The organism is Kribbella sp. NPDC056951 (assembly GCF_042674205.1).
Taxonomy (GTDB): domain Bacteria; phylum Actinomycetota; class Actinomycetes; order Propionibacteriales; family Kribbellaceae; genus Kribbella; species Kribbella yunnanensis.
This window is the reverse complement of the sequence record NZ_JBHUQZ010000001.1, coordinates 897,053-912,243: the sequence shown is the minus strand read 5'-3', so window position 1 is coordinate 912,243 and position 15,191 is coordinate 897,053. Positions and strand designations below refer to the sequence as shown.

At 67.9% G+C, this 15,191-nt stretch carries 10 protein-coding genes; 3 read left to right on the top strand and 7 right to left on the bottom strand.

Annotated features, from left to right (window positions below):
* Window positions 1-16 precede the first annotated feature (16 nt).
* Window positions 17-1,060 carry an aldo/keto reductase gene (locus ACFTSF_RS04280; protein ID WP_380152426.1) on the top strand — a complete coding sequence of 348 codons (1,044 nt, stop codon included), beginning with the start codon at window positions 17-19 and terminating at the stop codon, window positions 1,058-1,060.
* A 108-nt stretch (window positions 1,061-1,168) separates the two neighbouring features.
* On the opposite strand, the gene ACFTSF_RS04275 is transcribed toward ACFTSF_RS04280, so the two are convergent.
* Entirely contained in the window at window positions 1,169-2,293 is a 1,125-nt protein-coding gene (locus tag ACFTSF_RS04275) for a peptidoglycan-binding protein (protein ID WP_380152425.1), read from the bottom strand.
* A 63-nt stretch (window positions 2,294-2,356) separates the two neighbouring features.
* Entirely contained in the window at window positions 2,357-2,782 is a 426-nt protein-coding gene (locus ACFTSF_RS04270; protein WP_380152424.1) for a MarR family winged helix-turn-helix transcriptional regulator, read from the bottom strand.
* A gap of 58 nt (window positions 2,783-2,840) precedes the next feature.
* Between ACFTSF_RS04270 and ACFTSF_RS04265 the strand changes: the two genes are divergently transcribed.
* The gene (locus ACFTSF_RS04265; protein ID WP_380152423.1) at window positions 2,841-3,245 is read left to right on the top strand and encodes a VOC family protein; all 405 of its coding nucleotides are present in this window, start codon (window positions 2,841-2,843) and stop codon (window positions 3,243-3,245) included.
* Here ACFTSF_RS04265 and ACFTSF_RS04260 read toward each other — a convergent pair.
* Complete coding sequence (locus ACFTSF_RS04260; protein ID WP_380152422.1) at window positions 3,242-3,688, bottom strand: GNAT family N-acetyltransferase; 447 nt, start codon at window positions 3,686-3,688, stop codon at window positions 3,242-3,244. The genes ACFTSF_RS04265 and ACFTSF_RS04260 overlap by 4 nt on opposite strands.
* A gap of 15 nt (window positions 3,689-3,703) precedes the next feature.
* Window positions 3,704-4,417 (bottom strand): siderophore-interacting protein, encoded by a 714-nt coding sequence (locus tag ACFTSF_RS04255; RefSeq protein ID WP_380152421.1) that lies wholly within the window; start codon window positions 4,415-4,417, stop codon window positions 3,704-3,706.
* 120 nt (window positions 4,418-4,537) lie between these two features.
* On the opposite strand from ACFTSF_RS04255, the gene ACFTSF_RS04250 reads away from it, so the two are divergent.
* Window positions 4,538-6,544: a penicillin acylase family protein gene (locus ACFTSF_RS04250; RefSeq protein ID WP_380152420.1), complete on the top strand. Its 2,007-nt coding sequence runs from the start codon at window positions 4,538-4,540 to the stop codon at window positions 6,542-6,544.
* On the opposite strand, the gene ACFTSF_RS04245 is transcribed toward ACFTSF_RS04250, so the two are convergent.
* From ACFTSF_RS04245 to ACFTSF_RS04235, 3 genes are read right to left on the bottom strand one after another with little or no spacing between them, the layout of a single operon-like run.
* Entirely contained in the window at window positions 6,541-14,379 is a 7,839-nt protein-coding gene (locus tag ACFTSF_RS04245) for a DNA/RNA non-specific endonuclease (RefSeq protein WP_380152419.1), read from the bottom strand. The two genes, ACFTSF_RS04250 and ACFTSF_RS04245, sit on opposite strands and share 4 nt — an antisense overlap.
* Entirely contained in the window at window positions 14,376-14,729 is a 354-nt protein-coding gene (locus ACFTSF_RS04240) for a hypothetical protein (RefSeq protein ID WP_380152418.1), read from the bottom strand. The genes ACFTSF_RS04245 and ACFTSF_RS04240 overlap by 4 nt, the downstream gene beginning before the upstream one ends.
* Window positions 14,726-15,142: a YbaB/EbfC family nucleoid-associated protein gene (locus ACFTSF_RS04235; RefSeq protein WP_380152417.1), complete on the bottom strand. Its 417-nt coding sequence runs from the start codon at window positions 15,140-15,142 to the stop codon at window positions 14,726-14,728. The genes ACFTSF_RS04240 and ACFTSF_RS04235 overlap by 4 nt, the downstream gene beginning before the upstream one ends.
* Window positions 15,143-15,191 lie beyond the last annotated feature (49 nt).

Sequence of the window (15,191 nt, the reverse complement as noted above, 5' to 3'; positions counted from 1 at the left end):
TTCTAGCCTCGCTCCCATGCGCTATCGACCACTTGGCAAGACCGGTATCGAGGTCAGTACCCAGGCTCTCGGCACGATGATGTTCGGTGCGGTCGGGAACCCCGACCACGAGGACTGCATCCGGATCATCCACGCTGCCCTGGACCAGGGCATCAACTTCGTCGACACCGCGGACATGTACTCCGCGGGTGAGTCCGAGGAGATCGTCGGCAAGGCACTGAAGGGCCGCCGCGACGACGTCGTACTGGCAACCAAGGTGCACTTCCCGCTGGACGACGAGAACCCCCGCAACCGGCGCGGCAACTCGCGCCGCTGGATCATCCAGGAGGTCGAGCACAGCCTGCGCCGGCTCGGTACCGACTGGATCGACGTCTACCAGATCCACCGGCCGGACCACACGACCGATATCGAGGAGACGCTCTGGGCGCTCACCGACCTGGTCAGCCAGGGCAAGATCCGCGCCTTCGGTACGTCGACCTTCCCGGCCGAGGAGATCGTCGAGGCCTACCACGTGTCCGAGCGTCGCGGGTACGGGAAGTTCCGGACCGAACAGCCGCCGTACTCGATGCTGAGCCGCGGAGTCGAACGCTCGGTCCTGCCGACCGCTCTCCGCCTCGGCATGGGCGTGCTGACGTGGAGCCCGCTCGCCTGGGGCTTCCTGACCGGCAAACTCCGCAAGGACCAGCCGATCGACCTGACCACCGGCCGCGCTGCCCTGGCCCCACACCGCTTCGACCCGTCGCTCCCCGAGAACGCCGCCAAGTACGACGCCGTCGAGCAACTGATCGAGGTCGCCGCCGACTCCGGCCTCTCGCTCCCGGAACTCGCCCTGGCCTTCGTCACCACCCACCCAGCCGTCACCGCGGTCATCAACGGCCCACGCACGATGGAACAACTCGACGGCCTCCTCAAGGCCGCCGACCTAACCCTCGACGACGCCACCCTCGACCGCATCGACGAGATCGTCCCACCCGGCAAGGACATCTACGACTCCAACGGCGCCTGGCAATCCCCCGCCCTAACCCCAGCCGCCCTCCGCCGCCCGGTTGGCGACCGCTGATCCATCTGCGCAAGGACAGGACGTATAGGCCTGGTAGGCGCCCTCGCCACGCTCAGCGCGAGCGGATCCGGTGCCCGATCGGCGTATACGACCTGTCCTTCGGGAGATCTACTTACCCGCCTGCAGCGCTGACCAGGTGACTGGGCCGACCACGCCGTCGACGATCAGGGCTCGGGTTCGTTGGTAGTCCTTGGCGGCGGTTTCGGTGACTGGTCCGAACTGGCTGTCGATGATGACGGTTCGGCCGAGGGCTGCGGTCAAGGACCGTTGCAGGCGGCGGACCGCCGTACCGGTGGAGCCGTTGCGGATGGTCGGCTGGTCGCCGGCGGACAGCAGCGCGGTCCAGGTCTTGGCGCCGATCAGGCCGTCGGCGGGGAGACCGACGCGGGTCTGGAAGGCCTTCACAGCATCGGTTGTCGCGGCGTCGAAGGTTCCGCTCGGCTCGTTCGTACCACCGAGCAAGCACTGCGCAGCTCGGACCGCACCGCCGGTCGAGCCCGCTTGCAGAGCCGGGTACGCCGTGAAGTCGAGGTTGGTGGATGCGCAGGTCTGGGTGCTGTTCACGAACGCGGATGCGGCCGCCTCACCCTTCGAGATCGCATCGGTCTGGTTCTCGATCGGCACCGCGGACACCCCGGGGAACAGGATGTACGTGACGACCGCGCCGGAGACTCCACCTGACGACGGGTTCGGGTTGATCCCCAGTTGCTGGGCCAGCTTGTACGACCCCTCGCCGATGATCCCGGTCGGGCCTTGGTCACCCACGACGGCGTACGCGACCTTGTCGCCGTACACGACCGCGGCCACGGTCGCACCGCCGATCCCGGCCGAGGCGTAGTTCCAGATCGAACTCGACAGCGGTACGACGATGAACGGCAACCCGGCCGAATTGAGCGGGCGACCGTCGGACTGGTTCCACGAGGTGTTCGGCTGGAAGGAGGGATCGGTGTTCTCGTTGCACTGCGTGGTGCGCTGACCATCGCAGTCGATGTCGAAGTCGGCCGTCCAGTGCACGGCATCGCCGGACCGACAGACCGCGACCGAACGCGTTCCGCCGGAGTCGTGCGCATACTTCCCGTTCGACAACTGCGTTTCACACCCGCCGGCGCGGGCCTTCAACTGGGCCGCAGTCGGCCCGGCGAACTCATCCGCTTGCGATTCCCGGGCCGGCGCCAGCAGCACCAAACCGGCAACTGCCAAGGCCACGAACCCGACGACAACACGTCTGACCATCTCATCCTCCAGTGGGGCGGTACCGGAAATGAAGGTTTTCACCGAGGAGGATACAGACAGTGGTTAGTTATTAACAGAGCGGATTTTCGCGGCCAATTTCAGCAAGGTCACCCGCTCGACGGCCGAGAGCGGCTGCAGCGTGACCTGCTCAACCTCCTGGATCACCGCCCGCGCGGTCGCCATCGCCCGCCGCCCCTTCGCGGTCAGGTCGATTCGGTACCGCCGCCGGTCCTCCGGATCCCGATCCCGGCTCACCAACTTCTTGCCGATCAGCTCATCCATCAGCCGAACCATGTCACTGGCGTCGATCCCGAGACCAGCCGCGAGCACATGCTGCGCCACCGCCCCTTGATCAGTCAGCTCGGCGAGAGCCGCGTACTCCCACAGCGTCAGCCCCGGACGCTCGGCCAGCCGGGCCGCGATCGCCCGCCGGCTCGCGACCGCCACCTTGTGCAGCACGAAAGTCGTCGTACCGGCCAGTGTCTCCATCGAGCTATTGTAGGCTCGAACCAATCGTTGGTAGGTTCCCACTAATTGAGGATTCGGGATGGATGCGCTCTACCCTCGGTTGCTGGTGCGCGACTTCGCGGCGGCGGCCGACTTCTACACGACTGCGCTGCGCGAACTGTTCGGCGTGGAGCCGGTGAAGGTCATTCACGAGGCGCAGTACGCGAACTGGGATCTGGACGGCCAGACCGGGCTCGTCCTGTTCGGTCGCGACCAGATCGCCGAGACGATCGGTACGACGGCGCTTCCGGCCGAGGCCGATGCGCAGGACGGCTCGATGTTGGTGTTCAAGGTGGAGTCGGTCGACGACGCGACCGGGATTCTCGAGAAGCTCGGCGCGACCGTCCTGAGCGCTCCGCAGGATCGCCCGCAGTGGGGACCGAACCTCCGGACCGCCCACCTGCGCGCACCGAACGGAACGCTCCTCGAGCTCCAGTCCTACTAAGGCCGTTCGAACTGCGTGATCTCGATGCCTGGGGCAACTTCAATGCGGGACCGCTCGCGGTAGCCGCGGCCGACGTACAGGTTGACGGCCGGGGTGTTGAGGCTGCCGGTCGACACCCGGCTGATCGGTCGTGGTTCCAGCTCATCGAGATGGTCGAGCAGGGCCCGGCCGTGACCGCGACGGGCGTGGGCCGGGTCGATGATCAGGCGGCTGATCTCGACCACGCCGGGCTCGAGTTCGTAGGCGACCGCGCCGACCAGGGTTTCCTCGTCGTACCGGCCGAGCCAGTGTTCGGTGGACGCCATCAGCCCGGCCAGGTCCTCCTGCAACGGCGGGATCCCGTCGAAGCCGATCAGCTCGGCCTCGACGGCGTACGCGGCATGCTGGATCGTCAGCACCCGCTCAGCAAGGGCACGGTCCGTGAGGTCGAGTGCGGTGATCACCCGGGTCACGGTAGTTCAGGCGGCACGCCAATAGCCAAGGGCTTTCACGCGATGCTTGGGCACCTCGAGCTCCTTGACCACGTACGACGTGAGTGCGCGCGCCATCCGGGTGTCGCAGGCGATCCACACATACGCGCCGGCCGGGTCGCCGATGAGTTCCGGCAGCTCGCTCTTGACCCCGGCAAGCAGTTCCTGGCTCGACAGGTTGCGCACCTCGTGCCGCTCAGGGTCAGTTCGGAACGGCAGCTCGAGATCATCCTCATGCGTGGTCTCGAACCAGATCGTGGCCGGCAGCTTCGGCGCCACCGCGAGCAGCGAGTTGATCGCGGGCAACGACGCCGGCGCGCCGATCACCAGCATCCGCGCCGGCAGCGGATCCGGGATCTCAAAACCCGTCCCCTGAACAGTCGCCTCGATCGTGTCGCCAGGTTGAGCCTTCAGCGACCAGTCGCTCGCACAGCCCTCGTGCAGCGCGAACTCCATGCTGAACGTGCCATTCTCGACATCCGGATCGACCAGCGTGTACGCACGTTGATGCGGCTTGCCGGACTTGTCGAACCACAGCCGCACCCACATGGTCGGATGCACCCCGATCGCCTCGAGCAACCCGCCATCGGTGAAGTGCACCCGGCGATATCGCTCGGTGACATCCTCGGCACCCGTCACGGTGAAGACGAAGTCCTTCCCGCGGAAGAGCTTGAGGACCGCACCTTCCCAGCCGTGCCCCACGCCGTACCTCCTGCAATTGTCGTTGCGGCCGGTCGCGTTCGGTCCATAGGTTTGCTGCGCGACCCGATTCTCTAAGTAAACTGCATAACTAAGGCTACCCTAACTTAAGCGAGGCACGGCGTGAATCCTCAGGTGACCCGCGACGCGTATGGCGTTCCCCACCTGCAGGCCGGTGATCCGCTCACCCTCGTTCACCTCCAAGGCGCGAACGCCGCCCACGACCGCGCCTGGCAACTCGAGTACGCCCGGCACCGGTTCAACGGGACGACCGCCGCCTTCCTCGGCCCGGACGCGGTCCCGTGGGACACCTTCGCCCGCCAATCCAGGCTCGCGGACACCGCTCGTCAGTGCTTCGACGCGCTCGACTCCTCGACTGCCGAGTGGGTGACGGCGTACGTCGATGGTGTGAACTCCGCACTGCCGTCAGCCGAGGCAGCGGAGTTCGTGGAGACCGGGCTGACGCCTGGTGTGTGGGAGCCGTGGACGCCGCTCGGGATCTGGCTCGCGGTCCACATCCTGTTCGCCGGGTTCCCGGGGAAGCTGTGGCGGACGCATGTCGCGCAACGGCTCGGCGACGAGTACCTCCAGCTGTTCACGGCCGAAGGCCCAGTCTCATCCGGCAGCAACGGCTGGCTGATCCCGGGCTCGTCCACGACCACCGGTCAGGCGATCGTCGCCGGCGATCCGCACCGCTACATCGAGCACCCCGGCGTCTACCAGCAGATCCGCCTCGCCTGCCCCGAGTACGACGTCCTAGGGCTGGCCGTGCCCGGAATCCCCGGGCTCGCGCACTTCGGCCACTCCGGCAAGGTTGCCTGGGCGATCACCAACGCCACCGCCGACTACCAGGACCTGTACGACGAACAACTCCGCCGTACCGGATCGTCGGTCGAGGCACTCGGCCCGTCGGGGTGGGCGCCGGCGTCGCTGCACACCGAGGTCATCGAGGTCGCGGACGCGGATCCGGTGACCATCGACGTCATCGAGACCGAGCGCGGCCCGATCATCGTCGACCACGCCGGCCAGACACTCAGCCTCCGCTATCCGCCGCGCGTCCTCAAACGACTCGGCTTCGAAGTGATGCCAAGGTTGCTGAAGGCAGCCACGGTCGACGAACTAGACGCTGCGCTGGAAGATTGGGTCGAGCCGGTCAACGTGGTGATGGCTGCCGACGTGTCCGGCGGTCTGCTGCACCGCGTCGCGGGCGTCGTCCCGCAACGCCACGCCGCCAACCTCCTGCGCGTCGTACCGGCTTGGGACGCGTCCTTCGCCTGGGACGGCTGGCACCCGATGCCGCGGCGAGATGTCACCGGCCCGATCGCGATGGCGAACGCCCGCGAAATCGCAGCCCCACTAGGCGTCGAGTTCGCCGCACCCCATCGACATCACCGCATCCACGAACTGCTGCTCTCACGCTCCGACTGGTCGGTCGGCGACATGCCGACCATCCACACCGACACCTACCTCGGTTCCGCCGCCGGCATCCTCGACCGACTGCCTTCGGTCGACCTCTCCACCGAAGCCGTTGCCCTGCGCAATGAACTCCTCAGCTGGGACCGTCGGATGGACGCGACGAGTACCACCGCGTCGACGTACGCGGCCCTCCGCAAGGCCGTCATCGCCCGCCTCACCGACCGCTTCTCCATCCTCGAGAACCCCGACTGCCCCGAGATCTTCGCGCCGTACCTGGACACCCTCGCCCACGTCTCCTTCGCACTGGAGAACCTCCTAGAGTCCGCGGACCTCGACATCACCCCGATCATCCAAGCCGCCCTGGAAGACGTAGCCGCCGCCAAACCCCGCCCACCCTGGGGCGAAACCCATCAACTATCCCCCCTGCACCCCCTCCGCACCCCGCTCTTCACCCCCAGCGAAGCCCCCATCGACCTGGCCCTCTCCGGCGACCACCACTGCGTCTGGTCCACCTCCAGCCTCCCCGGCTTCACCGACATCACCCTCCGAGCCTCAGCCGCGCGCTACGCCTGGGACCTAGCCGACCGCTCAGCCAGCGCCTGGGTAGTCCCCCTAGGCACCTCCGGCCGCCAAGGCCACCCCCACCACCACGACCAACTCCCCCTCTGGCTCCGCGGCGAACTCATCCCCGTCACACAACCAGCCGTCGACTAACCGACACCCGTTCCGTCCCGCCGATCCCGCTCCGCCTGCTCACGAGCCCTCTCCCGAGCCCGCCGCAACCGAGCCTGAAACTCATCCGCCGCCGCCACCCGCTGCGCCTTCGTCCGAGGCCGCGACTGCGGTTGCGTCGACTCGGTCGTGGGTTGGGTGGCGGCGGGTTGTTGGGTGGCGGCGAGTTGCTGCGCCTTCGTCCGAGGACGAGCGACGGGCTGAGGCGGAGCCGGCTCGGCCGCAGGCTGTTGAGTCGCGGCGCGGTGCTGCGCCTTCGTCCGAGGGCGCGACCGCGGTTGCGCTGGCTCGGCGGTGGGTTGTTGGGTAGCGGCGAGTTGCTGCGCCTTGGTTCGAGGACGGGCTGGGGGTTGGGGAGCGGGTGGGGTCGGCAGTTCTACGGTTTGGTGGTTTGGGGTGGCTGCGGGGAGTTCTCGGGTGATTGCGGCGGCCAGGGCTGTGGGGTTGAGGGCTAGTAGGCGGTCGGCGACGTAGTGGCGTAGGGCGTGGTAGTCCAGTGGGACAGTGTCGGCGACCCAGGCTCCGCGCTGTACGAGCTTGAATGCGGCGATTGTTCGGGCGACTTCGGTCAGCGCGAGTTTGACTCCTGCTTGCCTGTGACCGCTTTCGGCTCGTGCGAGTTGGTACTCCAGGGTGTCGAGCGCGTGGCGAACACGACCGAGGGCCATTGTCCGTTTGGCGCGCTCTGGTGCGGTTTCCGGTTCGGCGACCAGACGACGCCATGCCTCGGCGGCGCGGGCTTTGGTTTGCGCCAGCGGATTCCCCTCGATGCGCTGGCCGTTTGCCGGATCGACGGCTTCCAAGCCTGGCAGCCGCACTCGCTGATCCGGATGTACGGCGTTCTCCGTCAACAACTCCTCGAGTCGTCGACCCGCCTCGGCCAGCCCGGTCGCGGCACCGGCAGCGGCCAGTTCGTCGACCAGATCGGCCTGGCTCTCGATCTCGTCCAGCGCCACATGCAATTCCACCCGCTCCTGGAACCCGGACCGCGGCTCAGCCGGCTCCACCGCATGCCGCGCCTGCGTCGGTACGACGGCCAGTCGCGCCGCCCGAACTGCCGCGCGCACGCGATCGGTGAACGCCGAGAGTTCGGTGCTCGGCACCGCCAACTCGACCGTCGGGCCAACGGACTCGATCGCAGCACCAGCGTCGCGCGCGATCCGGTCGAGGACATACCGGAGGGCGGTCATCTGGTCGGCGAGGTCGGCTCGGTTGATCGCCTCTTTGTTGCCGGCGAACCGCTCGTGCTCGCGGTTGCGCGCGGTCTGGTGCTCGGCCCACCACTTCATCGCGGGGATCCCCAACGCCTGAACTCCCGCGGTAGCGACAGCAGCAGCAAAGGCAGCAGGATCCAGTCCGAGCATCGCATCGATCAACGTGATCGTGCCCGCAGTGATCAGCGGCCCACCCAAGTGCATCGCATGCGCCCAGGCCGGAATCTCGCCACTCGGTGCAACATCTGATGGTCCACTAGGCCCGGCCAATCGCGCGCGCAACCGTTCCATCGCCTGATCCGGCTGGACCTCACCAGCGCGAAGACCTTCCAGCACATCGGCCAGTCCACTGAGCTGATCGATCACCTCAGCGAACTCCGCATGCAGTTCGGCAGTCAGCTCATCGCTGACCGCCTTGAGGTGAAACTCGCTCACCCCCGCGTCGGCGAGGTCGGTGAGCCGCTGGATCTTCGCCTCCACCCCACCCGCCATCAGCCCTCCGGCGACCCCACTGATCGCACCGAGAATCAGCAACTCCAACTGGGTATCCAGTTGCTGCGACAGCGGAGTCGGATCCAGCTCACGCGGATCGGTCGCCACCGGCACAAACCGCCGGGCGAACGTGGGGACCTGGTCCGCGAGCTCGGTCGCCGCCAGCTCGTCCGGACCGATCGAGGGCAGCCCACGATCGGCCCGCCCAGACCCGGGCACGCCGCGACCGCCGTTGACCCGCTGGCGCAGTACATCGAGAGCTTCAAGCAACTGAGACCGGTACGACGTTGGGTCCAGCGCGTGCCTGATCTCCAGTTCCACCGCCCGCTGAATCGCCGTCTCCGCCTTGCGACTGTCGAGGTACCGCTCCGTGAACGGCTTGATCAGCGCCATCGCGGAGTACGCGATGATCACCCCAGCCGTCGGTACGCCGAGTGGACTGAGCGCGAGCGCGGTTCCGATCGCGGCCACTGCCGGGATCGCCGCCTTCACGACATACCGCCACTTGGCTGGGACGATCGATGCCTTGTCGATCGGACCGAGCGGTTCGCCGGCGACGCCGTACGGATCGGCTTCGATCGCGGTACGCAGGCTGGGGAGTCGCTTGCGGACCTCGCCGAGTCGCTCCTTGGTCGCTTCGCCCTTGACCTCCTTCTTGTGGCCGTCGAGCCACCGTTGCCCGAGCGCATTGGCCGCGGCTGCAGCCAGTGCGGGGAGGCCGAGACCGAGCGCCAGCAGGACGTTGCCGCTGACGATCGCGATCGCCGCCGAAGCGCCCAGAGCAGGCGGCAGCGCACTGAACGTCATCTCCCTGGCCAGGTAGACCCGGAGCCGCACGCGGTCGTCGTTCTTCGACCAGCCCCGAAGATGCCGCTCGATCATCGGAGCGTCCGAAGCCGGTAGCGAGGCGCGCCGGAATCCGGCCTGATCCTGGCCCGACACGATCGCCATACTCTCCAGCAATGCACGCATCGCATTGCGCAGATTCATCCGCCGTACGGCGTGGTAGACCGAGGTCTCGTCCATCCGATCGTTCAGCAACCGCACCTCGGCCAGCCGACCACCGTCCTCCCGGCTCAGCCGCGACGGACGCTTCACCTCACTACCCGGCGCAAGCACGTTCGGAACAACCGGCTCAGCGGCTCGCGACAACTGGTGCAGGAGGTTCGCCACGATCCGCTCGACGATCGCATCCGGCGCCCGACTGGACACCGTCATCGTGGCCGGGCTCGTGCTGTTGACATAGGCAACGAACTCACCAGCGACGCCCTCGGGCAACTTCGCCGCCCGAACAATCACCTCGAACGGATCCCCCAGCACCGGAACCACCCGATACCGCTCCACTCCCACCGGCACCACCTGAGCAATCCCGGCCGCCGCCAGCACCCGCGGATCCCCCATCGCCTCCGCTGCCAGATACTCAACCTGCTCCACCGCCGGGAAGAACCGCCGAGCCCCATCGAGGAACAACAACGACTTCGCCTCGCCCCGAACAAACTCCACCGTCGGCGGCTCAACGGGGATTGGGGTAGTCGGCGGGTCGACGGGAATTGGAGTGGTCGACGGATCGACCGGGATCGGGACGGTCGGCTGGTCCACCGGGATCGGAACGGTCGGCTGGTCCACCGGGATCGGAACGGTTGGCTGGTCCACCGGGATCGGGACCGTTGGGGCGTCGGTTGCGGCTGCGGCGCGGCGTACGGCGACTCGGTCGGCCTGGCGTTCCAGTCGGTCGACGCGTCCGTCGTCGGCTCGTTGGATCCCCAGGTCCTGGAGCACCTCGCGCATCCGCTCGGCGGACAAGGCGCTTTCGAGCTGGCGACCGGCTGTCTCGGCCATTCGCCGTTGGTGATCCAGGTACAGCAGCTCACCCACCCGGCCCTGCTGGTGATCGGAGAACTGCTGCCCCTCCGACACAGGCCCACCGAACGCGTGGCCGGCCTCGCGGAGCTCGTGCACCAGGGCACGGCCGACATCGGCGAACTCGATCCGCTCCGAGATCGTGACGACTGCGAGGCGATGCCGATGGCGCATCTTGACCTCGGCGGGATGCCCGTCGCGCACCTCGCCGACCCGCAGCTGGACCTCCACCGGATCGCCCGACCAGGGCTGGAGCAGCAACGACCTACCGTCCGGCGCGATCTGAATCCACTGCGCATCGACGAACTGCGCCAGCTTCGCCGCCCCGAGCTCAGCCGCGATCCGAGTCCAGACCGCCTCATGCTCCTTCACCTCACCGACTGCCGCGAACACCCCCAGCCGCTCCGCATTGCCGATCACTACGCGGTCGCCGTCGGCTACGACACCGTGATTCGCCAGCTCATGAATCGCCGTACCGATCGACACCTGGTCGAGCACGATCGGACCGCCGCTCGCCTCCGTGGCCGTGATCGTGACGTGCGGTGCGGGACCCGACTCGGTCTCGACCAGGTCGAAGCGGACCTTGACCTCGGTCCCCGCCTCGACCAGTGCCATGATCTGCCGCTCGAGCGCGACCAGCTCGGCACCACTGAACTCCATCCCGTCCGGCAGCAACGAGTCGAGCGGCATCCCGATCACCCACTCGAACGGCGCCGTACCCGCCGCAGTCCGAAGCTTGACGATCTCCAGCTCCAGGTACGACGGTCCGCCCGGCCGCTCGGTCGACCAGCGCACCTCGTTCGAGCCGTCCGGCGCGGCATACGCCCCCGCCCCCAAGACCAGCGGAGCCACCGGCCCCGGCGAGGTCGGCCCCGGTGTCCCGTTCCCCTCGTCCGGCTCGAACAGGTTGCTCCGATCCGGATCGAACGCGTCGATGCTCTCCCGCTGGTATCGCTGGTACTGCGCGTTGGTCTGCTTCTGCACCCCCGGCGGCCGATAGGTCGGCACCGGGTCCCGAGTACCACCCGGTCCGGTCAGCTCGGCCCGATGCGGTACGGCGGTGTTCTCCCACGTGCGCGCCCCGGTCCAGATGACGTGCTCGGGGTTCGCCGGATCGGAGACGGCGTACACCACGGTGACCGAGCTCGGCCGCGGTTCGTTCGGCGGGAAGAAGACCTTGAGGTCGACCCGCCAGCCCTTCGCGATCCAGTCGCCGATCTCGTTCTCGAGGCTCTCGAACGCACCCCGGTTGAAACTCGACGCCTGGGGGAAGTAGTTCATCGTCGCCATCACCTTGGCGAAGAATCGCCACGCGATCGCATGTCCGCCGTCGTCCTTCCCGGCCCCGGGCCGTCCCTTGCCCCGGGCAACGGCCCGCTTCCGCTCGATCCGGTCCGCCGACGGCCGGCGCAGCTGCCCGAAGTCGGCGTGCAGCACCGCCTGCGCGATCCGCGGCGCCCCCGTCACCGCGTCCACCACCCAGCGCGCCCAGTTCGGGCCGACCTGGAGCTCTTCCACGTGCCCCGGCCGCAACTGCGGATCCGCATTCCGTGGATCCCCACTCGAGACCCATGGCGTCACCGTGGCCGTCGGCCCCGAGGTCTCCTCAACCACCGGCGAGTCCGCGTTGAACCACCCGAACTCCTGCACCGGCACCGGATCGCCGGCGAAGGCGACCGCACGCCGTACCGCCACCTGCTCTTCGTCGTTCAACGCCGCGAGCCGTTCGTCCTCGTTCGACCGCTCCAGCCCGACGTCCGCCACCAGCTCCCGCATCTTCGCCGCGTACGCCGCCCGCAGGGCCTCTTGATCGTTCAGCGCCTCGCCGTGCAACAGGAGCAGTTCGCCGAGCCGGCCCTGCTCATGCGCGTCGAACGCTGGGCCTTGGCTCGCCTGCCCACTCGCGAGCCGGCTCAGCTCGCGCAGCTCGTGGACAACCGCACGGCCGATGTCCGCATCCTTGATCTGTTCCGAGATCCGTACGACGGCAAACTCTTCCTGGCCGGTCAGCGTGAACTCGGCCGGATGCCCGTCCGCGACTCGACCGACCATCAGCGTCACCACGATCGGATCGCCCACGATCGGTGTCACGGTGACCCGGCCACCGTCGACCACGATCGACACCACACCGGCGGCCGCCAGCAGAACCGGCGAGTTCAGCAGCTCGACGACGCGGGCCCAGACCTCGGCATGATCCCGAACCGGGCCGTCGGCAACGAAATCCCCGAGCTTCTCGGCATTCCCGTCCGCCGGCCCACGCAACTTGGCATGCGGATCCGAGAAGTTCATCGCCTCCACGAAGCCCTTGCCGAACTCGCGAGCGCTCTCGCGCAGGCTCAGCTTCGCCGCAGGTTCGGTGGGCGCCGCGACCATCAGCGCGCCGTCCGGCCCGACCACGAGGTCCACCGTCGCAGCATCCGCCTCCGCGGTAGCAGTCTCGGTCACCTGAGCGTCCGCCGTGATGGTCTCCGCCGGTATCTCGGCCGTCTTCGCCGGCAACTCGGCCAACGTCGAATCGTTGCGAGATTCCACCTCGGTGGTCTCTTCCGCTACCGGGCCGATCTCCCGGCTGTTGTGCGGCGAAGCGGCGGGCGGTTTCGCTGTCGTGGCACCGGGGCCCTGCTGCGCGACCGGCTGCGCTGTCGCCTGGGCGGCAACTGTCGGCTCGCCGACCGTGGTCGTCTGCACGTCACCGGATTGCTGCGTGGTCGTCGCGGCTGTGTGTCCGGGGCCGTCCTGGAGCCCATGCACGTCGGCGGCAGCCTCGGCGCCCGGCGTGACGTGGTTCCCGTCAGCGGGAGCCTGGCCCGTCGCGGTGTCGCTGTCGCTGGGCGGCCCACCGTCCGGCGGTCCATCGGTGACGCTGCCCGGAGCCTGCCCAGGATCGGCTTCGCCCTGAATGTCCGTGACGTCTTGTTCGGCGTGCAGTTCGGGCGAGCTGTCGTGTTCGACCTCGACCTCGGTCTCCGCGCTCTGCCGAGTGTTGTGCTGTTGCTCTTGTACGTCGGCCTGTCGGTGACCCGGCCCATGTCGAGCGGTGTCGTTCGCGTGGTGATCCGCGATCCTGGCGGGCGAACCGTCGGCCCCGTGCGCACCCCCGGCCAGGGAACCCGATCCGGTCCCGCCAACCGATCCGTTCCCTGCCCCGCCGACGCTCTGAACTCCACCCGCATCACTCACCGCAGGAGTCGCCGGAGTCGGCCCGTTCGGACCGCCACCGGGTGGCGTGCCAGGAGCGACGTACTGCTCCATCCCGAGCGAGTTCCGCAGGTTGCCGCTCCAGGTCTGCCCGAGCGCATCACCGGCGTGGACCGAACCGATCCGGGACGCACCGAGGACGCCGGCGGTGAGGCCGCCGTTCACGATCGCCTCGCCATAGGCCCCGATGTTCACCAGGTTCGCCCAGTTCCCGTCGATGATCGACTGGGCGGCCACGCTGGAGATCGGCGAGCTGATGCCGTTCACGACGAAGGCGTGCCCACTCTGGTTGAGCACCGTCGTCCCGCGGTCGCCGAGATCCAAGGCCCGGGACACCCGGTTCGCCGGAGCGGTTCCCAGCCGGCCGATCGGATTCAGCCCCGGCGCGATCCCGGAACCGATGACACCGGCCGTCCCCGCGACCGCGACCTGCTTCCAGTCGATACCGCCGGGCCGGAAACCGCGCAACTGGTCGATCTTCTGCGCCGTGAGCTCGGTCCCGATCTCCTCGAGCCCCTCGCGGAACGCCTCGGCGGTCAGCCTGCCCAGAGCTCTCGGCAGACTGCCTCCGGCATGCTCGACCAGGCCGGCCGCGGCGCGGATCATGCTGCTGAACCTGGTGGCCAACCCGGCCACCAACCGCCAGCGAACCAGGTCGCCGATCCCTGGCGGCAACGCGAAGGTCAACGCGAAGAACAAGGCGTTCCAGGCCAGCTCGGAATAGATCTGATCCTTGATCTGGGCAACGGAGCGGGCCAGATTCCAACACATCGTGGCCACGTCCTCGAACGCACCGACCGCCTCGTTGAGGCCGTGGTTCAGGTTCTGGTTGATGGCTTCGTGGAAGATGTCGCCGTCGCCGTCCAGCCAGACCGTCGTCGCCGAACTGTTGGCGGTGTTCGCCTGGTCGATGCTGGTCTGCAGGGCGACCGAGAGCCGATGCCAGTTGTCGCCCATCCGCTGCGCCGCGTCCTCGTCCGTCTGCGGCCAGATGTTGGTGTCCCAGAACTTGCGCAGCCACAGCCACAGACCGGTGGTCGGCTCCGGGATCACACGATCCGCCGCAATCGTCCGGTCTGCTGGTGGCTCAGCTCGACCTTCTGGAAGACGATGTCATTGCCCTTGGCACCCATCGCCTTGAGGTTCTCCTCGACATCGCCGGCCAGCTCCTTCAGCTTCGTCCCGATGTCGTTGTAGGACGTGCGGAACTGTGCGCTGAGGTCGTCGAACCCGGTGCCGACCTTGGCCTCGTCAGCGGCCAGCAGCGGTCCGGCCAGCCGCCACGCGTCCCCGAACGCCTTGCCCGACTCGGACAGGCGCACCATCGCGTCATTGGTCTCCATCGGATACATGGAGATGTCACCGGTACCGCCGGCCCGGATCGGCCCCGGAGCCTCGCTCATCGCCGTCCTCCGTTCCGGTCGGGCCGCAGCAGGCCGAGCAGCGGCCCGAACGCGAGATCGGCGGGGTCCATCGGTTCGGCCGACAGATGCGGCGGAAGGTAGTCGGCGAGCTCCATCCGGACCTTCTGTTGCGCCTCTTCCCGGGCCCGGTTGACCGCCCCACGAATCTCCTCGGCCAACGCCTCGGCATCGGGGAAGCGATAGATCAACGGGTCGATCACCAGCTCGGCCAGTTCGCCGTACACGCCGACCGTCGCCTCGATCAGGCCGTCGGACGATTCCCCGAAGCCCGTCGTACCGGCCACGGAGTTCTGCACCCGCCGGGTCTCGCGTTCCAGGTCCTCGAGCTGACCGAGTCGCGCCTCGGCACCGGTGCGCTCCACCCTGCTGTGCTGGGATTCCTCGACACTCATCGTTCCTCCTCGATCGGCCTGCCTCTCGAAGTCTCCGGCAGCCGGATCG